Here is a 20,096-nt window from a genome sequence, read left to right as displayed (position 1 = left end):
TCACATCGGCAGCGACCGCAACCGCACCGGCCCCTCCGGCCACCCGGCCCCCGCGACCAGCGGGGCCCACAGGGTGCGCAGCGGCATCTCCGCCAGCCGCCCCTCCGGCTGCTCCACCGTCACCGCCCGCGCCACCTCCCGGAAGCCGATCCCCCGGTAGAACGCGGCCAGCGGCGGACGGCAGAACAGCAGCGCGTACCGGTGGCCGAGGGTGCGCGCGTGGTCGAGGGCGACCCCGACCACGGCCCGCGCGAGGCCGCCGTGGCGCCGGTCGGGCGCCACGCAGACCCCGCCGACGCCGATCACCGTCAGGTCGTTGCCGCCCACGGTGAGCGGCAGCGGCACCAGGCCCGTGTGGGCGACGAGCCGGCCGTCGGCGGCCCGGACGCCGAAGTGGATCTCCTTGGACCGGAAGGACAGCCCGGTGTACGCGACGCCGTACGGATCGTCCCCGGGGCCGAGGATCTCCTGCTGCTCGGTACGGCCGTACTGCGCGAGCCGTTCGACCACCGGGGCCCCGGCGAGGTGCGGCTCGGACCCCGTCGCGGTCACGGCCTCGGGCGAGAAACGATCATCCATTCCGCCATGCTCTCCTCCGCCCACGGCCTTTCACCAGTCCGTTCCCGGCCACTCGACCGGACGATCGGCCCGGCGCCGCGGCGGTGTGGAAGCATGCCCCTCATGCAGCAGCCCACCGACCAGTCGGCCGCCGACCTCGCCGCACCGCTGCCCGGCCCACCCCTGCGCCTGCCCGGCCCCGTCCGGGCCCTCGCCCCGACGGCCCTGGTGCTGCTGGTCCTCGTCCCGCTCGCCGCGAACGACGCGGACATCGGCCCGACCACCTCGCCGACGGCCAACGCGGTCCTGATGGCGGCCGGCGCGCTCGCCCTCGCGCTGCGGCGGCGCCACCCGGCCGCCGTCGCCGCGGTCACCCTGGTCAGCGGCCAACTCCCGCTCGCCATCGCGCTCTACGGGCTGACCGCGCGGCGCGGCACCACCACCCTGGTGTACGTCCTGGCGGCCCTGGCCGAACTCCGGCTGCTCATCCCGTTCGACCTCGGGGGCCTCGGAGTCTTCGGAGGACTCGGGGATCTCGGGGACCTCCGCGAGATCGGCACCCCGTCCGGACTCGCCAACCTGGTCGAGGACCCGCTGCTCTTCGGAGCCGTGCCGCTCGCCCTCGGGCTGACCGCCCACCAGCGCGCCCGCACCGTCGACGGGCTGGCCGAACGCAACCGGCTGCTCGGCGAGCGCAACCGGCTGCTGGAGGAGGCCCGCCGGCACGCCGAGGAACGCGCGGTGGCCGAGGAACGCGCCCGGCTCGCCCGGGAGATGCACGACGTGGTGTCCAACCGGGTCTCGCTGATCACCCTGCACGCGGGCGCCGGGCAGGTCGCCCAGGCCGGGGACCCGGCCGCCGTCCGGGAGACGCTCGGCCTGATCCGCACCCTCGGGCTCCAGGCACTCACCGAACTGCGCGTCCTGCTGGGCGCGTTGACCACCGGGACCAACCGGGCGCCCTCGCTGCTCGCGCTGCCCGCCCTGGTCGAGGAGTCCCGGCAGGCCGGGCTGGCGGTCGGACTGACCGTCAACGGCCCGGCCGACGGGCCGGCCGGCCCCGGTCCCGCCGTGCAGCACGCGGCCTACCGGATCGTCCAGGAGGCGCTGACCAACGCGCACAAGCACGCCCCGGCAGCGGAGGTGGCCGTCACCGTCGAGGTCGAACCGGACGGGCTGCGCCTGGCGGTGGTCAACTCCCCCACCGGCGACGGGGACACCGGGCCCACCGCCGGACAGACAGGGCGGGCAGGGCAAGCAGGACAGGCAGGGCAGCCGGGGCAAGCAGGGCAGCCGGGGCGGGCCGCGCACCCGGAACTGCCCTCCGGCGGCCACGGCCTGCACGGCATGCGCACCCGGGCCGGCGACCTCGGCGGCACCCTGCACGCCGGACCGACCCCGGAGGGCGGCTTCGCCGTCCGCGCCCGGCTGCCACTCGGCACGGCCTGAGCGGCGTCACCGGCCGCCCGGCACCGCCCCGGGGGCCGACCGCCCTCAGGCCGCCGCCCGCCGCGCCAGCTGCGCCCACACCTCGTCCACCCGGGCCGCCAGTTCCGCCAGCCCGCCGCCGTTGTCGATCACCAGGTTCGCGATCGCCAGCCGCTCCTCCCGGGAGGCCTGCGCGGCCATCCGGGCCCGGGCCTCCTCCTCGGCCATCCCGCGCAGCCGCACCAGCCGGTCCACCCGCACCTCGTCGGCCGCGTCCACCACCACGACCAGGTCGAACAGCGGCGCCAGTCCGTTCTCCGCCAGCAGTGGCACGTCGTGCACCACGACCGCGTCCGGCGCGGCCGCCGCCTCCAGCGCGGCGGAGCGGGCCCGCACCAGCGGGTGGACGATCGCGTTCAGCGCCTTCAGCCGCTCCGGGTCGGCGAACACGATAGCCCCGAGCGCCGGACGGTCCAGCGCGCCGTCCTCCCGCAGCACCTGCGGGCCGAACTCGGTGACCACGGCCGCCAGGCCGTCCGTCCCGGGGGCGACCACCTCGCGGGCGATCACGTCGGAGTCCACGATCACCGCGCCGTGCGCGGCGAACAGCCGGGACACCTCGCTCTTGCCCGCGCCGATGCCACCCGTCAGTCCGATCTTCAGCATGGCGTCAGGCTACCGGCGCGGCACCGGCGGCGTCAGGACCGGGCCCCTCCGCGTCGGCTCAGCCCAGCTCCAGGCTCTCGCCCTCCCCCAGGACCGCCAGCTCCGCGCCCGTACCGGGCCCCTCCGGCCCGACCAGCCGGGTCTGCACGGCGAGCCCGATCGGGCTGAGCACCGCCTCGTGCACCGGCACCGCCCGGCGCGGCCCGGCCTCCCGGACGTAGTCGATCACCTCGGAGGCCTTGCTCCAGGGGGCCGCCAGCGGCAGCAGCAGGGTCTCCACCGGGTGCGGCGGCACGGTGAACGCGTCGCCGGGGTGGAACAGCCGGCCGTCGAGGAGGAAGCCGATGTTCGTCACCCGCGGGATGTCCGGGTGGATCTCCGCGTGCCACTCGCCGTGCACCGAGACCCCGAGCCCACCGATCTCGAAGGCGTCGCCCTCGCCGACCGCGTGGACCCGGCGCGCCGCGCCCTCCAGTCGCGCGGCGACGGCGGCGTTGGTCCACACCCGCAGGGCCGGGTCGGCCGCCAGCGCGGCGCGCAGCCGGGACTCCTCGAAGTGGTCCATGTGCTCGTGGGTGATCAGGACGGCGTCCGCCCCGGCCAGTGCGCCCGGGTCGGTGAAGGCCCCCGGGTCGATGACGACGGTGGTGTCCCCGTGCTCGACGCGTACGCAGGCGTGTCCGAACTTGGTGATTCGCATGCCGAAAACCATACAGCAAGACTGTACAGCCATGCTGTACATATTTTCGGTAGAATCCTCCCATGACCAGCCGAGCCCCACACCCGGACACCCTGGAACTCGCCGCCGACCTGCGCACCGCCCTCGGCAGCCTGGTCCGCTCCCTGCGCACCGGCGACGAACTGCCGCAGAACCAGGCCGCCGTGCTCGGCCTGCTGGTCCGCGACGAACGCACCTGCACGATCGCCGACCTGGCCGAGCTCCAGCGCGTCCGCCACCAGTCGATGGCCCGCACCGTCGCCCTGATGACCGAGGCCGGACTGGTCACCCAGCAGCCCCACCCCACCGACGGCCGCAAGCAGCTGATCACCGCCACCGAGGCCGGCCGGACCGCCCTGCTCGACCAGCGCGCCCGCCGCGAACACCACATCGCCGCCGCGATCGAGTCCCGGCTCAGCCCCGCCGAACAGGAGCGGCTGCGCGCCGCGGTCGCGCTGCTAGACCGACTGAGCTGAACCCACCAGGTCCTGGGCCGCCGGTTCCACCGCTGCTTCCGTCATCGGTTCCACCACCGGCCGCGGCGCCGGAACCGCCACCGGCCCGACCTCCGGCAGCTCGACGTGCTCGCTCAGCCCGAACCGCCGGTGCAGCCGCCGCAGCGGGGCGGGCGCCCACCAGTTGAACTCGCCGAACAGGCTCATCGCGGCGGGCACCAGCAGGCAGCGCACCAGGGTGGCGTCCACCGCGACGGCGACGGCCAGCGCGATGCCCATCTGCTTGACCATCAGCATGTCCCCGAGGGCGAACCCGGCGAAGACGATCACCATCAGCATCGCCGCCGAGGTGATGATCCGACCGCTGCGCTGCACGCCCAGCTCCACCGCCCGGACGCAGTCGTGCCCGCGCAGGGTCAGCTCCCTGATCCGGGAGAGCAGGAACACCTCGTAGTCCATCGACAGCCCGAAGGCGAAGGCGAAGACCAGCACCGGGATGAACGTCTCCAGCCCGCCGGTCGGGCTGAACCCCAGCAGCCCGCTGAAGTACCCGTCCTGGAACACCAGGGTGAGCGCGCCGAGCGAGGCGCCCAGCGAGAGCAGGTTCATCAGCAGCGCCTTGACCGGCATCACCACCGAGCCGGTCATCAGGAACAGCAGCACCAGCGTGCCCAGCGCGACCAGGCCGAGCGCCCACGGTCCGCGCGAGAACAGCTCGTCCTGGAAGTCCACCACCGAGGCCGCGCCGCCTGTGACGTAGGTGGTCAGCCCGCCGCGGTCGGCCCGCAGCTCCTCCACCACCTGCTTGGCCGACTTGCCCTGGGGGTCGCCCGGCACCAGCACGTCGACGGTGGACACCGCCTCGCCCACCGGGGTCACCGCCCGCACCCCGCTCACCCCGGGCAGCTTGGCCACGACCTCGTCCGCGTACGCCTGCGCCACCTTCGCACCGCCCTCGACCACCACCGTGATCGGTGCGGCCGAGGCCTGCGGGAACCGCTGGTCGACGGTCTCGGCGACCTGCCGACCGGCCGAGGAGGCGGGCAGCACGGCCGCGCCGGAGCTGCGCATCTCGGCGTGCAGGAACGGCGCCCCCGCCGCCATCAGCAGGGCCACCGAGGCGAGGGTCACCGCCACCGCCCGCTTGCGCACCCGGCGCACGGTCCGGCTGAAGAACCCCTCGTCCGCGACGGGCGCGGCGGGCGCCTTGATCCGCGCGCCGGCGAAGCCCAGCAGGGCGGGGATCAGGGTCAGCGCGGCGGCGACGGCGATCACCACCACGCTCACCCCGGCCGCCGCCACCGCACCGAGCACCGGACTGGTGAAGACGAACAGGCCCGAGAGCGCGACGGCCACGGTCAGTCCGGAGAAGGCCACGGTGCGCCCGGCCGTCGCCGCGGTCCGCTCCACGGCGGCGGCGATGCCCGCGCCGTGGCCACGTTCCTCACGGAAACGATTCACCATGAGCAGCGCGTAGTCGATGGAGAGCCCGAGCCCCAGCACCGTGGCGATCGGCAGCACGCTGGTGTCGATGTCCATGATCCGGCTGAACCCGAACATGGCCAGCAGCGCTCCGCCCACCGAGGCGACCGCCCCGATCACCGGCAGCGAGGCCGCCGCCAGCCCGCCGAAGACCAGCACCATGACGATCAGCGTGAGCGGCAGCGTCACCATCTCGCCGAACTTGGTGTCCTTCTCGGTCTGCTGCTTGACCTCCTGCTGGAGCACCAGGTCCCCGCCGACCGTGACGTGGGCGCCGCCCGCCCCGTCCAGCCGTGCGAGCCGCTCGCTGACGGCGTCGGTCTGGGCGCTGCTCGCGCTGTCGGCCATCCGTACGGTGACCAGGCTCGCCGTCCCGTCGGCGGAGCGCAGCGCGGCCGGCTCCGGGCCGGGGCCGTACGCGTCCAGGGCGGCGGAGACCCCGGGCAGGCCGGCGACCTCGGCGGTGGCCCGCTCCACCGCGGCCTTCACCGCCGGATCGTCCACCGGTCGGCCGTCCACCACGGCGGTGACGGTGCCCTTGGCCGGGTCGGCGGCGGCGACCACCGCGCTGCCCCGGTCGGCCTCGGCGGTGGCGGAGGAGGCCCCGGCCACCGAGCCCTCGAAGACCCGGCCCCCGATCAGGACGCCGACCACCAGGACGACGGCCCACAGGCCGAGCACCCAGCGGCGGTGGCGGAAGCAGAACCGGCCGAGGGCCGCGAACCGGCCACCGACCACGGCGGTGGGGGCGGCGGAGGAGGGATTGCGCATGAGGAGCCTTTCGGGCAGCTGCCCTCAATCTAGGCGCAACCGGAACTCCGGCCTATAGACGGGCAATGAGCCCCATCTCACATTTATCTTCACATAACGAACACATAAGTCGGCGCGGCATAAATCATCGCGGAAAACGAAATGCCCCGCGCGAACGGGGCCTGCGAACGGGGCCGTGCGAAAAGCAGGCCGCACAAACCGAATGGGCCCCACCCGGAAATTCCGGGTGGGGCCCACCGTCTAGCTATCGGCTAGCGGGAAGCGAGAGCCTCAGCTCTGGCCGCCGGCCAGCTTCTCGCGCAGGGCGGCCAGGGCCTCGTCGGAGGCCAGGGCGCCCGAGCCCTCGTCGCTGCTGGACGAGTAGGAACCACCGGCGGCAGCGGCGACGGCGTCGCCACCCTCCTCGGCGGCCTGGGCGTCGGCCTCGCGGCTCTTGATGACCTGGGCCTGGTGCTGCTCGAAGCGGGTCTGCGCCTCGGCGTACTGGCGCTCCCACTCCTCGCGCTGCTTCTCGAAGCCGGGCAGCCAGTCGTTCGCCTCGGGGTCGAAGCCCTCCGGGTAGATGTAGTTGCCCTGGTCGTCGTACGAGGCGGCCATGCCGTACAGGGTCGGGTCGAACTCGACCTCGGCCGGGTTGGCACCCAGGGCCTCGTTGGCCTGCTTGAGCGACAGGCTGATGCGGCGACGCTCGAGGTCGATGTCGATGACCTTGACGAAGATCTCGTCGCCGACCTGGACGACCTGCTCCGGGATCTCGACGTGGCGCTCGGCCAGCTCGGAGATGTGGACCAGACCCTCGATGCCCTCGTCCACGCGGACGAACGCACCGAACGGAACCAGCTTGGTGACCTTACCCGGAACGACCTGGCCGATCTGGTGGGTACGGGCGAACTGCTGCCACGGGTCCTCCTGGGTCGCCTTCAGCGACAGGGAGACGCGCTCGCGGTCCATGTCAACGTCGAGAACCTCGACGGTGACCTCCTGGCCGACCTCGACAACCTCGGACGGGTGGTCGATGTGCTTCCAGGACAGCTCGGAGACGTGCACCAGGCCGTCGACGCCACCCAGGTCCACGAAGGCACCGAAGTTGACGATCGAGGAGACGACGCCGGAGCGCACCTGGCCCTTCTGCAGGGTGGTGAGGAAGGTCTGGCGGACCTCGCTCTGGGTCTGCTCCAGCCAGGCACGGCGGGACAGGACCACGTTGTTGCGGTTCTTGTCCAGCTCGATGATCTTGGCCTCGAGCTCCTTGCCCACGTAGGGCTGGAGGTCGCGGACGCGACGCATCTCGACCAGCGAGGCGGGGAGGAAGCCCCGGAGGCCGATGTCGAGGATGAGACCACCCTTGACGACCTCGATGACGGTACCGGTGACGATGCCGTCCTCTTCCTTGATCTTCTCGATCGTGCCCCAGGCACGCTCGTACTGAGCGCGCTTCTTGGACAGGATGAGACGACCCTCCTTGTCCTCCTTCTGGAGGACCAGGGCCTCGATGTTGTCACCGACGGCGACGACCTCGTGCGGGTCAACGTCGTGCTTGATCGAGAGCTCGCGGGACGGGATGACGCCCTCGGTCTTGTAACCGATGTCGAGGAGGACCTCGTCACGGTCGACCTTCACGATGACGCCCTCGACGATGTCGCCATCGTTGAAGTACTTGATGGTCTCGTCGATCGCGGCGAGGAAGGCCTCCGCGTCGCCGATGTCGTTGACCGCGACCTGCGGGGTGGTGCTGAGGGAGGAGTCGGTGGGGCTCGTCATTAGGAAAAGGGCTCCGGTACGGACATGAAAGTCGTAGGTAATGCCACGCGGAGGGCCCGTATCGCTCCCACCGAAAGCCGGACAGCCAAGAACACGGCGCACCGAAATTCCCGTACAACGAGAACCGGCGTCCGTCTTGCGACCGTGGGGTCTTCGACAGATGCGAGCGCGACCTGCTCCGTCCGAGGCGCGCAGGCCCGCAGCGCAACTTGTAGCATACGGGGACGGCCAGGCATGGTCAATGCCGAAGGACGGCAAGACGGTGGAGCCTGGTATGGATCAGGCCATATCCTCCGATTGCGCGCCTCGCGGCGGCGCCCGCAGGGGCCCACTTCCCCGGATGCCACCGCCAGGAGCCGAACCCTCACGGGCCGGTTCTCGGCAGCGGCGCTTCCGCATTCCATACCCTACGCGATGGGCATTGTCACCGTGGCCACCACCCCCCAGCCGGACCTGCACGATCTTGACACCTCCCCGGCGGAGCCCGCGCCAGCCGAGGAGGAGGACGGCGACGACGCGGTGCGCCGCGCGGCCGGCACCGGGGAGAGCAGCCGGGCCAGCCGGCACTGGTGGGACCGCAACGCCGACGAGTACCAGGACGAGCACGGCGACTTCCTCGGCGACGACCGCTTCACCTGGTGCCCCGAGGGCCTGGACGAGGCCGACGCCCGCCTGCTCGGCTCCGTCGAGGGCAAGGCCGTCCTGGAGATCGGCGCCGGCGCCGCCCAGTGCTCCCGCTGGCTCGCCGCCCGGGGCGCCCGGCCGGTCGCCCTGGACATCTCCTACCGCCAGCTCCAGCACTCCCGCCGGATCGACCTCGGCCGCGGCGCCTCACCCGTCCCCGTCGTCCAGGCCGACGCCGCCGTCCTCCCCTTCGCCGACGCCTCCTTCGACCTCGCCTGCTCCGCCTACGGCGCCGTCCCGTTCAGCGCCGACACCGAGGCCCTGATGCGCGAGGTGCACCGGGTGCTGCGCCCGGGCGGGCGCTGGGTCTTCTCGGTGACCCACCCGATCCGCTGGGCCTTCCCGGACGAGCCGGGCGTCGAGGGCCTCACCGCGATGTCCTCCTACTTCGACCGCACCCCGTACGTCGAGCAGGACGAGCAGGGCCGCGCCACCTACGTCGAGCACCACCGCACCCTCGGCGACCGGGTCCGCGAGCTCGTCGCCGCGGGCTTCCGGCTGGTCGACCTCGTCGAGCCCGAGTGGCCGGCCGGACTGGAGCAGGAGTGGGGCGGCTGGTCCCCGCTGCGCGGGCGGCTGATCCCCGGCACGGCGATCTTCGTCACCGAGCGGGGCTGAGCCGTCTTGCTGAACCCGGCCCGGCGCGACCTGCCCGTCCGCACCGCCCTGCCCGCCCTGCACGACGCGCTGGCCGGGCACGGCACCGCCGTCCTCGCCGCCCCGCCCGGCACCGGCAAGACCACGCTGGTGCCGCTCGCCCTGGCCGGGCTGCTGGACGCCTCGCCCGTACGCCGGGTGCTGGTCGCCGAGCCGCGCCGGCTCGCCGTCCGGGCCGCCGCCCGCCGGATGGCCTGGCTGCTCGGCTCGTCCGTGGGCCGCGAGGTCGGGTACACGGTGCGCGGCGACCGCAAGGTGGGCCCCGACACCGTCGTCGAGGTGGTCACCACCGGTGTGCTGCTGCAACGGCTCCAGCGGGACCAGGAACTGCCCGGCGTGGACCTCGTGGTGCTGGACGAGTGCCACGAACGGCACCTGGACGCCGACACCGCGCTCGCCTTCCTGCTGGACGTCCGGGCGGCGCTGCGACCCGACCTCGGGCTGGTCTGCGCCTCGGCCACCTCCGACACCGAGGCCTGGGCCGAACTGCTCGGCGGCGCCCCGGTCGTGGAGGCGCACGGCACCTCCCACCCGGTCGAGGTCGTCTGGGCCCCGCCGCCGCGCGCCGTCCGGCCCGCGCACGGCACCCGGGTGGACCCGGCGCTGCTCGACCACGTCGCCTCGACCGTCCGACGGGCGCTGAGCGAACACGACGGCGACGTGCTCTGCTTCCTGCCCGGCGTCGGCGAGATCGCCCGGGTCGCCGGCCAGCTCGGCGGGGTGGCGGCCGAGGTGCTGCAACTGCACGGCCGCGCACCGCAGGCCGTCCAGGACGCCGCGCTCACCCCGGGCGCTTCGCGGCGCGTCGTGCTCGCCACCGCCGTCGCCGAGTCCTCGCTCACCGTGCCCGGCGTCCGGGTCGTGGTCGACGCCGGGCTCGCCCGCGAACCGCGCACCGACCACGCCCGTGGGCTCGCCGCTCTGGTCACCGTCCGGGCCTCTCTCGCCGCCGCCCGGCAGCGGGCCGGCCGGGCCGGACGCGAGGCCCCCGGCACCGTCTACCGCTGCTGGAACGAGGCCGAGGACGCCCGCGCCGCCCGCTTCCCCACAGCGGAGATCGCACTCGCCGACCTCACCCCGTTCGCCCTCCAGGCCGCCTGCTGGGGCGACCCGGACGCCACCGGCCTCGCCCTGCCCGACGCCCCGCCCGCCGGGGCGATGGCCGCCGCCCGGCAGACCCTCCAGGCCCTCGGCGCCGTGGACGCCGACGGCCGGGCCACCGCGCGCGGCATCCGCCTCGCCCGCACCGGGCTGCACCCCCGGCTCGGGCGCGCCCTGGTCGACGGCGCGGCGGCGGTCGGCGCCCGCCGGGCGGCCGAAGTGGTCGCGCTGCTCTCCGAAGAGCCGCCGCGCGCCCTCGGCGACGACCTCGGCGCGGTGTGGCGCACGGTGCGCTCGTCGCGCGACCCGTACGCGGGCCGCTGGCGCGACGAAGTCCGCCGCCTGCTGCGTGCCACCTCCGACGAACCCGCCACCGACCTGCCCGACACCACCGCCGCCGGACTCGTCGTCGCCCTCGCCTTCCCCGAACGCATCGCCCGCGCCCGGGTCGAGCGGCCCGCCCCCGGCGAGCGCAGCCCGTACCTGATGGCCTCCGGTACGGCCGCCGAACTCGCCCCCGACACCCGGCTCGGCGCCCTGCCCTGGCTCGCCGTCGCGGTCGCCGACCGCCCGGCCGGGTCCCCGTCCGCCCGCGTCCTGCACGCGGCGGCGCTGGACGAGGCCACCGCCCTGGTCGCGGGCGCGGCGCTGGTCAGCAGCCGGGCCGAAGTCCACTGGGACACCCGGCGCGGGGAGGTCGTCTCCCGGCGGGTCGAGTCCCTGGGCGCCATCGAGCTCGCCGAAAAGCCCTTGGACCGCCCCGACCGGGCCCTCGTTCGGGCCGCCCTGCTGGAGGGCCTCGCCCGCGACGGCGTCAGCACGCTGCTCACGTTCCCCTCCAACCTCCGGGAGCGTCTGGCCTTCCTCCACACCGCCATCGGCGACCCATGGCCCGACGTCAGCGATGGCGCCTTGCTGGAGCGCGCCGACGAGTGGCTGGAGCCCGAACTCTCCCGCGCCCGCCGCCGCGCAGACCTCGCCCGCATCGACACGACCGCCGCCCTCCAGCGCCTCCTGCCATGGGCGAGCGGCGAAGCCGGGCGGCTCGACGAGTTCGCCCCCGAGCGCATCACGGTGCCGTCCGGCTCGAAGATACGAGTCGACTACAGCACCGAACGCCCGGTGCTGGCCGTCAAGTTGCAGGAACTCTTCGGCTGGACGGCGGCCCCTGCCCTCGCCGGGGGCCGGGTGCCGCTGACCATCCACCTGCTGTCCCCGGCCGGACGGCCCGCCGCCGTCACCGGCGACCTGGCGTCCTTCTGGCGCGACGGCTACCGTGCCGTCCGCGCGGACCTGCGGGGCCGCTACCCCCGCCACCCGTGGCCGGAAGACCCGACCACGGCGGAACCCACCCGCCGCCTCAACGCCCGGAAGTAGCAGCAGGCCCAAGGACCATCGGAGGACGAAACCCGCCATGACGATGACCGCCCCGACCGCCACCCGCCCCGGTCGCGCCGAACTCCCCTTCGCCGCCCTGATCCTCGACTTCGTCGGCGTCCTGACAGCCAACGCCGGGCCCGCGCTCCGCGCGTGGTGCCTCGCCCAGGGTCTCGACGGCGAGGCGTGGCGGCGGACACTCGGCCAGGATCCGGAGGTCAGCCGGCTGTACACCGAACTCGAAGCGGGACGGCTGAGCCAGGCGGAGTGGAATAGGCAGGCGGCGCCCATCCTCGGCGTGCCGGAGCACGAGAACCTCATGGGCCGGGCATGGGGCGGCGTCCGGGCAGCCGAGGACATGATCGCGCTCGCCCGCTCCGCGCGGCAGGCAGGTCTCAAGGTCGCGCTGCTGAGCAACTCGTTCGGCCTCGACCCTTACGATCCCTATGAGGCCCTGGACGTCTGGGAGTTGTTCGATGTCACGGTCATCTCCGAGCGGGAAGGAGTGGCCAAACCCGACCCGGCGATCTACCGGCTCGCGCTGGATCGACTCGAACTCCCCGGCGAGGCCTGCCTGTTCGTGGACGACAACCCGGCGAACCTGCCCCCGGCCGAGGAATTCGGCATCACCACCGTCCTCGCCGACGGGCAGCCCGGCACCGCCGACCGCATAGCGGGCCTGCTCGGCGTGACGATCGCGACCTGAACGGCCGCGAACAGCCCAGCGAGCGGGTGACGAGGGTAGTGTCCGATCCGAGGTTGCTCACCTTCGGAGGCACCCATGACGCAGTGGTCCGCCTACTCCACCGGCCAGCGCATCAAGATGCTGCGGGCCGGCATGACGCTGGAAGAACTGGCCGAGGCCGCCGGGGTATCCGTCTCGACCGTCCGCAAAGCGGAGAGGGACGGAGGCGGCATCGGGCTCCCGTCGCTACTCAAACTGTCCGCCGCACTGCACACGGATCTCTCGGTGATCCTCGGGCAGCAAGCGCCCCGAAGGGCTTCACTGATCGGCGACCGGGCAATGCTGCGGGAACTTTCGCGCGTCGTGCACGACACCGCCATGGGGGTCGGAACCGACGTCGAACCGCCGGACGCCACGATACTGCGGGCCGATCTCGCGCGGGCATGGGCGGACTACCGCGCCGGGGACTACACCCGTGCCGGCAGCCTCGCCGCCCCCGCCATCACCGAAGCCGCCGCCCTCCTGCGATCCGCCCCGGAAGGCGAGCGGTGCACGGCTCAGAGCATCCTCACCGACGCCTACCGACTCGCCTCCTACACCGCCCAGTTCCACGGCGCCCGCGACCTGGCCTACGCGGCGATCGGCCGCGCACGCCACCACGTCCACCAGGCCGCCGACCCCTTGCGGGCTGCCATGGTGGACTGCGGCCGGTCCTGGATCTACCTGCGCGACTCCCGCCTCGACCAGGCCGCCAGAACCGCCCAGGACGCGTTCACGTCGATCGAACCGCTGCCTACGGAAAGGGACCTGGAGACGCTGGCCACCTACGGCTGGCACGTCACCTTCGCCGCCGTCGTCGCCTCCCGCCATGGAGACCCCGACCGTGCCCGAGATCTGCTCTCCCAGGGACAGGCGGTCGCAGCCAGAATGGGCAGCGATGTGATGGTCAACGGCACCAGCTTCGGGCCCACCACGGTCACCGCGCAGGCCGTCGGCCTCCACACCGTCATGGGCGACCCGGACAAGGCCCTGACGCTCGCCCGCAACCTCGGCGACCTGTCCCCGCTGCCGCAGGCCGCCCGGAACCGGCTCGGGCTGGACATCGCCCTCGCCCAGGCCGACACCCGCCAGTACGACGCCGCCTTGGACACTCTGCTTCGGGTTTGCACTGATCACCCTGGCTGGGCCCGCCACCAGGCTCTCCCCGGGGTGATCCTGCAACGCGCCGGCCACACCAGCACCACCCTCACACGCAAGCTCGGCGACATCCTGGGCATCGACTCACCCGCCCACTGACACCACCCTCAAAGGCGACGATCGGCCGCTTGAGCTTCCGCGCCGACTGTGCCGAATTTCGACCAGCGTCAACACCTGTTGCCGAAAGGATCCATGGCCGGCCGTGCTCGGGGTACGGTCCCACGCACACGGGTTCAACGCATGCACGGGATGGGGACCAGCGTGGTGCCTCCGGACGGAATCAGCATCGGACAGCGGATCGCGGCCTACGAGGATGTGAGGGGCTTGAGCCATCGGCCGGGACCAGCGAGTTCGCCCTCGGGGCGTTGGGGTCGTCCATGTAGTCACGCCTGGCCATGACCCGCCGCCTCCGCTGCCGGGCCGGTCAGGAACGCTGAGCAAGTCGATGCGGGCCCAGATAGTAGGACAGGGCGGCGTGCGAAGGTCCGTCAGCGACCTCGCCGTTCGTGAGTCGCCGCACCACTTCGGCTTCCGGGACCCACTCCACGCGGCTCGCCTCCGACACGTCCTCGGGTTCACCGATCCGGGTGCAGCCGGTGACGTGGTAGGCGCGGAAGTGGGCGTCGCTGATACCGGCCATGGCGTCGTACTCGGTCAGCGGCTCGACCCGGCCGGGACGCCAGCCGGTCTCTTCTTCGACTTCGCGGGCGATGGCCGCCGCCGGCTCCTCGCCGGGCTCTGCCCACCCGGCGGGCACTTCCCAGCCCCAGCGGCCGGTGATGAACCGGTGCCGGTAGAGGAGGAGGAACTCGCCGGCTTCGTTGGTGACGACGGCGGTGGTCGAGGCACGGGGGTAGCGCACGACGTGATGGTCGATCCGACCGACACCGGGGATCTCGACGTCATCGAGCCAGACCTCGACCCACTGGCTCCCGAACACCTGCCGACGCCCGAACACCTTCCACTCCACGGGCAGCCTCCTTTACACGCGCACCAGTTGTGCCCCTGACTCTCTCACGCGTGTGGCAAGCTCCCGCACGGGCCTCTCGGCCGACCAGGGGGCCAGGGATGCCTGGAGCGCGCGAGCACGCAGGACAATCGGCTGGATGATGGTGGCCCCGGCCAGATCGAGAGCAGAGTGTGCGGTAGCACACGCGGCATCGAAGTCACCTTGGGCCAGCCGCACTTCGGCAAGGTCGAGAGTGAGGACGGCCCTCCCCTTGAGATCGGCGGCTGCCCTGCGGCCGATGGCAGTCTCCAAGAGGCGGCCAGCGGCATCGTGCTCACCGAGGTGTGCGTAGGTCTCGCCGGCGAGACCGTCCAATCGCGGGGCGGTGAAGAAGTCAAGGCCACCGATCGGACCGTCCTCTGCGAGGTCGAGGTGGTGGGCGGCTTGGTCGAGCGCGGCCAGAGCTGCGCTCCGGTCACCGCCTGCGGCAAGCGCGCGGGCAAGGTTGGCAGTGATCCATGCACGACGCCGGGGCGCCGCGTCATCGGCATGTGCGACGGCTTGCCGGAGGAGGGAGGTGGCGGTGTCACGACGACCAGCGGTGTACTCGACAATGCTCTGCATGGTGAGGAGCCAGGCACGAAGATCGTCTGCCTCTCCTTCGCCGGCAGCGATGGCCCCGAGGTGGAAGTGTGCTTCACTGCGGCTGCGGTCGCCGAGGTCATGATGAGCAAGTCCGAGCAGGCCCGCGACAGCAGCCAGTATCTGGACGCCACGACGCCGAGCGGTGAGGGACTGCGGGCGGGCGAGCATTTCGTGTACGCCAGTCAGCTGCCGTTGGAGGACGGGCACGGACTCGGTAGGCACAGTCGACGGGTAGCGGTAGGCCACGTCGGCGACGGCCGCTTCCAAATGGGCCAGAGCGGCGTCGGACGCCGTGGAACGGGACAGCATGTCAAGGACTTCCCAGGTCTCGGGTACGGCGGCCGGCCGGTAGCCGGCCGGGGTGGCCACTGCCTCCCACGACCGATCAGCGAGGCCGAGCATCCGTCCGGGAATGTGAAGGCCGTCGGCAATCCGCTCGATCACATCCATGCTGGAGACTTCCCGAGGCCCACTCATGATCTCCGTGACGCGACTGGTCGAGAGGCCGGTGCGTCGGGCGATCTGAGCCGGCCCGAAGCCTGCCTCGCCTACGCCCTCACCCACTGCCGCACCCAAGCCACCCGCACCCACGCCTAACCCCACCGCGCTGGAAGTCGGCCCCACCGACTTCCAGCGCACCGTAACGACCCAAGGCCGGAATCAGCGCCTCTTGGGACAACTGGAACAACGGGCCGTCCTGGTCCGACTGGTCCAACCGCTGACACCACCGGCCACACAATGGGGACTTCCCCAGCCAACGCCGCCCGCTGCCTCCCGGGGCAGCGGGCGGCACCCGACCACCGACCGGAGGACCCCCGTGCCCACCCGCCGCTACGGTCGCACCACCGTCACCCTCCCCGACCCGGGCGACGACCCGTACCTGGGCGTCATCAACTCCCCTCCCCGGCCCGGCAGCACCGTCACGGAGTTCCGCTACACCGACCAGAACCTCGGCGCCCTCGATCTCACCGAGACCGATCTGCGCAACGGCATCCTCCACAACGTCAACGCCCAGCGCACCACCATCGAGAACGTCCGTTTCAGCTCCGTCCGGGTCACCGACAGCGATCTCGGCTCGCTCCAACTGACCGGCAGCAAGGCGTCCCGCACCCTGTTCCGGGACTGCCGGCTCATGGGCGCGGCCATCACCGGCGCCGTCCTGGACAGCGTCCTGTTCGAGAACTGCCGCCTCGACTACGCCGCCTTCGACCGGATCCGTGCGAGCGGCCCGGTCGTGTTCGACCGGTGCGTGCTCACCGAGGCCACCTTCACCGCCTGCGACCTCACCGGCGTGGTGATGCACGACTGCACGCTGCGCGCCACCGGGTTCGGGGCCGGAACGTACAAGGGACTCGACTTGAGCAGCAGCGACCTGTCCACCGTCCGCGGCGTCGGGAACCTGCGGGAAGCCGTCATCAGCCGCGCCCAGCAGCACCAGCTCACCGATTCCCTCCTCGCCGAACTGGACGTCACCTACAGCGAGGACCTGCCTCCGCACCACTGACCGCCACGCGAAGGGAGCGCCTGCGTGAGGCCGCTCATCGTGTTCACCGGCCACTCCAAGCTCCGCGACCGCTGCCAGATCGCCACCACGGCGGTCGTGCACGACCAGCCGGCCCACGAGGACGGGACGGTGGTTCCGGCCGGCCGGTGGACACCCATCAGCGCCACCGAGGCCGATCTCCTGCGCGCGCCGCACCACGTGCCGGGAACCGAGGCCGTCGAACTCATCGCCTTCCCCGACCTGCACACCTCAGGCGTCATGGACGGCCCCTGGTGGACCACCCATCCACCGTTCACCCGATCACCGCGCACCCGGTACGCCAACCACGCCACCAGCCCCGCGCACGACCTCACCGTCACGGTGAACCCCACGAACGGGAAGCGGCTCGGTATCCACCTCGACAACTGGGACCGGCTCCCGTACGCCCACCGTCGGTCGTCCCGTCGCAGGCTGTGCTTCAACGCGGGCCCCGGCTCCCGCTACCTCCTCATCGGCGACACCGACGCGTCGGCCATCTGTCGACGCCTCGGCAGGGACGATCCGGCTCACTGCCCGCACACCGACGACATCCGCGCCTACGTGCACGCCGGGCATCCGCTGCGCTGCCTGCGGCTGCGGCTCAACCCCGGCGAGGGATACCTCGCCCCCACAGAGCTGCTGCCCAACGACGGCTCCACGATGGACCTCCCCGATCCCTCCACCGCGGCCTTCTGGCTCGACCACTGGCCGATCGGGGCGTTCCCGTCCGTGATCTGACCGGGCGGACACGAGGTCGACTGCGGCGGCGAACCTCCTCCACGGGGCGAAGGGACGGACCTCCACCCCACCGCTCAGAACACCGGCGGCCGGCCCAGCTTCGCCATCCGGCGCACCGTGCGCCACCGCATCGGGCGGCGCGGGGGGCAGGGCGTGCGGACGCCCTCGAAAAAGCCGGACCACCAGGCCTTGAGACCGGACAGCGGCGGACGGCGCAGTAGCGTGTACAGGGTCCAGGAGGTGAGGTAGACCGGCACCAGGACAGCGGGGAGGTGGCGTTTGGCCAGCCAGACCCGGTTGCGGGCGGTCAGCCGGTAGTAGGTGGCGTGCCGGGCCGGGTCGGTGCGGGGGTGCTGGAGCACCAGGTCGGCTCGGTAGTCGATGCGCCAGCCCGCGTCCAGGGCGCGCCAGGCGAAGTCGGTCTCCTCGTGGGCGTAGAAGAACGCGGCGGGGAACAGCCCGACCTGGTCGATCACGCTCATCCGGATGGCGTGGCCGCCGCCCAGGAAGGTGGTGACCGGCCCGGACGCCAGCGGGTCCGACGCGCCGAGGCGGGGGACGTGCCTGCGCTGGGTGTGCCCGGTCTCGTCCGCGATGCGGAAGGACACGATGCCCAGCTGCGGATCCTGCTCGAAGGCCTCCCGGACCAGCCGGAAGGTGTCGGTGCGCGGCAGCAGGCCGTCATCGTCCAGGACGACCAGGACGTCGGTGCCGCCCAGTTCGCGCAGCCGCTCGACGCCCGCGTTGCGGCCGCCGGGGATGCCGAGGTTCTCCGGCAGCTCCACGGTGTCCACCCACTCCGGCAGTTCGGGCAGCTTGGTGCCCTGCCCGAGCACCACGGTCCGCACGCCGCTGTCGCCGCCGTCCTGGGCCCGCACCGAGTCCAGCAGCGCCGTCAGCTCCGCAGGCCGGTCCCCCATCGTCAGCACCACCACGCCCAGCGTGACGCCCATCGCACCCGACCCTTGGTTGAGGAATTTCCGGGCCACCATCCCACACCGTCCGCTCCCGCCGGTAACCGAAAGTCCTTCGTTCGCCCGTGCGGAGGGTGTGCGGAGGGTTCACGGCCTGACGTGTGGCCGGCCCGGTCCGACTCGAACTTGACCATCGCGTCGCCCGCGGTCGCGGCCGCCGCGAAGCACCTCTTCAACTCGCCCAGGTCGGCGGTCGGTTCCGCCGCCCATTCCCGGCTCCGGGGCTGCCGCCTCGGCAATCCCCGGTGCCGCTCGCACGACAGGCCAGGCGACCCCTCTGACAAGCCGGACGCGTTGATCGTCCTCAGAGGGGTCGTTGTCACAGGCTCCGGCCGGGGGTCACTCCCAGCGCCAGCCGTTCTTGTCCTCGCAGGTGAGCACGCGCCCCGTCGCATCGGTGCCGGTGTCACCGTGGGCGCTGCCGGGGCAGATCCGGCCCCGGACGATGCAGTTGCCCTTGGAGTCGGTGGTGCAGCCGGCCGCCTGGTGCTGCTCGGGGGTGGGCTGCGGCGCCGGTTCGTGGGTGGCGGGAGCGGCGGGAGCGGCCGGGGCGGCGGGGACGGCCGGAGCGGCAGGAGCGGCCGGAACGGCCGGCGCCTCGCTCGCGACCGGGGACGGCGGGGCGGTGACCGACGGGGCGGGCGACGCGGCCCCGGGGCAGTCCTCCTCGTTCTTCACGACGGACAGCGTCACCGTCATGTCCTTCACCGAGGGTTCCCCGGCGGCCGGTTGCTGGGAGCACACCTTCCAGTGGCTCGGCATCAGGACCGAGCGGGTGTGGGACTCGCCCGGGTGGACGTCCTTGAAGTCCACGCTCTTGGCTATGTGGGCGTCCTTCTGCTGCAAGGCGTCCTTGGCCTTGTCCCCGTGCATGCCGACGACGCTCGGAACCGGCGCTCCGTTGGGCTTTCCGTCAGCCGTTCCGCCGGCCGTGCCGTCAGCCTCCGCTTTGCACCCGGCCAGTACGAGCACGGCGGCGACCGCGCCCACGCCGAGGATGGTCGCCCGCCTCCGGCGGGAGGGGCTCGTCGAACGGACTCCGTGCGGCTGGGCAGTCAGCGGCTGTATCACGGTAGACAAACAGACTTTCGAGTTGATGGCGGCGCGGCGCAAGGAGTTTCGAACGCGGCGGGAGCTCGAACGTACACCAGGGGAATCCGATGGCGATCGCCACCGCATCCCGATGTCAGAGCATCAGAGCAGCAGACCCGCCGCATGGAGGCGGTCGAAGATGAGCCAGTCGACCGGGGACGTGCGATGCCTGTCGCCGTACGCGAGCCAGACCACCTCCTCGATCTCGCCGCTCGCCTCCAGCCGCCCCTCGTACGCCGCGGTGTAACACGTCATCCGGACCACGACCCCGTCCGGCCGGCCGTGGGCCTGGGCCTCGAACACACCCAGCAGCACCGCCGATTCCGGTACGACGGCTACCGTCAGCTCCTCCCTGATCTCCCTCAGCGGGGTGTCGACGTCGCTCTCCCCCGGCTCCCGCTTGCCACCCGGCAGGCAGTAGGCATCCCGGCCCCGTGAACGGGTGCTCAGCACCTTCCCGCCCTCGGTGTGGATCCAGGCCACTTTGTCGATGACGGCTGGCAGGATCGTAGGGGCGGGGGCCGCGGCGGGGGCGCCGCCGGGGCCCCGCCCGGGCGCCGCGGGGGGGCCCCGCCCCCCCCCCCGGGGCCCCGCCCCCCCGGGACAGGCCCCGGGGGCGCCGCCGGGGGGCGCCCC

18 protein-coding genes are annotated in these 20,096 nt (G+C 72.7%); 8 read left to right on the top strand and 10 right to left on the bottom strand.

Annotation, left to right across the window (positions count from 1 at the left end; genetic code table 11):
• Positions 1–579: a GNAT family N-acetyltransferase gene (locus ACFRAR_RS31410; protein WP_380702372.1), complete on the bottom strand. Its 579-nt coding sequence runs from the start codon at positions 577–579 to the stop codon at positions 1–3.
• 102 nt (positions 580–681) lie between these two features.
• Between ACFRAR_RS31410 and ACFRAR_RS31405 the strand changes: the two genes are divergently transcribed.
• On the top strand, positions 682–2,007 hold the full coding sequence (locus ACFRAR_RS31405) for a sensor histidine kinase (protein ID WP_380702370.1): 1,326 nt from the start codon (positions 682–684) through the stop codon (positions 2,005–2,007).
• 45 nt (positions 2,008–2,052) lie between these two features.
• Here ACFRAR_RS31405 and coaE read toward each other — a convergent pair whose 3' ends face one another.
• Together coaE and ACFRAR_RS31395 are read right to left on the bottom strand one after the other, a co-directional pair.
• Positions 2,053–2,652 carry a dephospho-CoA kinase gene (coaE, locus tag ACFRAR_RS31400; protein WP_380702368.1) on the bottom strand — a complete coding sequence of 200 codons (600 nt, stop codon included), beginning with the start codon at positions 2,650–2,652 and terminating at the stop codon, positions 2,053–2,055.
• A 58-nt stretch (positions 2,653–2,710) separates the two neighbouring features.
• Positions 2,711–3,352 (bottom strand): MBL fold metallo-hydrolase, encoded by a 642-nt coding sequence (locus tag ACFRAR_RS31395; RefSeq protein ID WP_380702366.1) that lies wholly within the window; start codon positions 3,350–3,352, stop codon positions 2,711–2,713.
• Between the two features lie 62 nt (positions 3,353–3,414).
• Here ACFRAR_RS31395 and ACFRAR_RS31390 point away from each other — a divergent pair, with 62 nt between their 5' ends.
• Complete coding sequence (locus tag ACFRAR_RS31390; RefSeq protein ID WP_380702364.1) at positions 3,415–3,846, top strand: MarR family winged helix-turn-helix transcriptional regulator; 432 nt, start codon at positions 3,415–3,417, stop codon at positions 3,844–3,846.
• Here ACFRAR_RS31390 and ACFRAR_RS31385 read toward each other — a convergent pair.
• Together ACFRAR_RS31385 and rpsA are read right to left on the bottom strand one after the other, a co-directional pair.
• A complete protein-coding gene (locus tag ACFRAR_RS31385; protein WP_380702362.1) occupies positions 3,829–6,078 on the bottom strand; it encodes an MMPL family transporter in 2,250 nt (749 codons plus the stop codon). The two genes, ACFRAR_RS31390 and ACFRAR_RS31385, sit on opposite strands and share 18 nt — an antisense overlap.
• A gap of 270 nt (positions 6,079–6,348) precedes the next feature.
• On the bottom strand, positions 6,349–7,839 hold the full coding sequence (gene rpsA, locus ACFRAR_RS31380; protein ID WP_316520647.1) for a 30S ribosomal protein S1: 1,491 nt from the start codon (positions 7,837–7,839) through the stop codon (positions 6,349–6,351).
• A 414-nt stretch (positions 7,840–8,253) separates the two neighbouring features.
• Between rpsA and ACFRAR_RS31375 the strand changes: the two genes are divergently transcribed.
• The 4 genes from ACFRAR_RS31375 to ACFRAR_RS31360 all read left to right on the top strand — a co-directional run bounded on the left by ACFRAR_RS31375 (position 8,254) and on the right by ACFRAR_RS31360 (position 13,639).
• On the top strand, positions 8,254–9,141 hold the full coding sequence (locus ACFRAR_RS31375; protein ID WP_380702360.1) for a class I SAM-dependent methyltransferase: 888 nt from the start codon (positions 8,254–8,256) through the stop codon (positions 9,139–9,141).
• Positions 9,142–9,147: 6 nt separating this feature from the next.
• Positions 9,148–11,658, top strand: coding sequence for an ATP-dependent helicase HrpB (gene hrpB / locus ACFRAR_RS31370; RefSeq protein WP_380702358.1), 2,511 nt, complete (start codon positions 9,148–9,150; stop codon positions 11,656–11,658).
• Positions 11,659–11,695: 37 nt separating this feature from the next.
• A complete protein-coding gene (locus tag ACFRAR_RS31365; RefSeq protein WP_380702356.1) occupies positions 11,696–12,364 on the top strand; it encodes an HAD family hydrolase in 669 nt (222 codons plus the stop codon).
• 75 nt (positions 12,365–12,439) lie between these two features.
• Positions 12,440–13,639, top strand: coding sequence for a helix-turn-helix domain-containing protein (locus ACFRAR_RS31360; RefSeq protein WP_380702354.1), 1,200 nt, complete (start codon positions 12,440–12,442; stop codon positions 13,637–13,639).
• Positions 13,640–13,964: 325 nt separating this feature from the next.
• Here ACFRAR_RS31360 and ACFRAR_RS31355 read toward each other — a convergent pair whose 3' ends face one another.
• Together ACFRAR_RS31355 and ACFRAR_RS31350 are read right to left on the bottom strand one after the other, a co-directional pair.
• Positions 13,965–14,510 carry an NUDIX hydrolase gene (locus tag ACFRAR_RS31355; RefSeq protein ID WP_380702351.1) on the bottom strand — a complete coding sequence of 182 codons (546 nt, stop codon included), beginning with the start codon at positions 14,508–14,510 and terminating at the stop codon, positions 13,965–13,967.
• A gap of 12 nt (positions 14,511–14,522) precedes the next feature.
• Positions 14,523–15,584 (bottom strand): hypothetical protein, encoded by a 1,062-nt coding sequence (locus ACFRAR_RS31350; RefSeq protein ID WP_380702349.1) that lies wholly within the window; start codon positions 15,582–15,584, stop codon positions 14,523–14,525.
• A gap of 367 nt (positions 15,585–15,951) precedes the next feature.
• Here ACFRAR_RS31350 and ACFRAR_RS31345 point away from each other — a divergent pair, with 367 nt between their 5' ends.
• Together ACFRAR_RS31345 and ACFRAR_RS31340 are read left to right on the top strand one after the other, a co-directional pair.
• The gene (locus ACFRAR_RS31345) at positions 15,952–16,638 is read left to right on the top strand and encodes a pentapeptide repeat-containing protein (protein ID WP_380702347.1); all 687 of its coding nucleotides are present in this window, start codon (positions 15,952–15,954) and stop codon (positions 16,636–16,638) included.
• A 24-nt stretch (positions 16,639–16,662) separates the two neighbouring features.
• Complete coding sequence (locus tag ACFRAR_RS31340) at positions 16,663–17,394, top strand: hypothetical protein (RefSeq protein ID WP_380702345.1); 732 nt, start codon at positions 16,663–16,665, stop codon at positions 17,392–17,394.
• Positions 17,395–17,468: 74 nt separating this feature from the next.
• On the opposite strand, the gene ACFRAR_RS31335 is transcribed toward ACFRAR_RS31340, so the two are convergent.
• The 3 genes from ACFRAR_RS31335 to ACFRAR_RS31325 form a co-directional block, all read right to left on the bottom strand.
• Positions 17,469–18,347: a glycosyltransferase family 2 protein gene (locus tag ACFRAR_RS31335; protein ID WP_380702343.1), complete on the bottom strand. Its 879-nt coding sequence runs from the start codon at positions 18,345–18,347 to the stop codon at positions 17,469–17,471.
• Between the two features lie 360 nt (positions 18,348–18,707).
• A complete protein-coding gene (locus tag ACFRAR_RS31330) occupies positions 18,708–19,241 on the bottom strand; it encodes a hypothetical protein (RefSeq protein WP_380702341.1) in 534 nt (177 codons plus the stop codon).
• A gap of 321 nt (positions 19,242–19,562) precedes the next feature.
• Positions 19,563–19,943: an NUDIX domain-containing protein gene (locus tag ACFRAR_RS31325; RefSeq protein WP_380702339.1), complete on the bottom strand. Its 381-nt coding sequence runs from the start codon at positions 19,941–19,943 to the stop codon at positions 19,563–19,565.
• Positions 19,944–20,096 lie beyond the last annotated feature (153 nt).

It is taken from the genome of Kitasatospora sp. NPDC056651, assembly GCF_042792155.1.
Lineage (GTDB): Bacteria > Actinomycetota > Actinomycetes > Streptomycetales > Streptomycetaceae > Kitasatospora.
The sequence above is the reverse complement of the archived record's forward strand: the minus strand, read 5'-3'. Positions and strand labels throughout refer to the sequence as shown.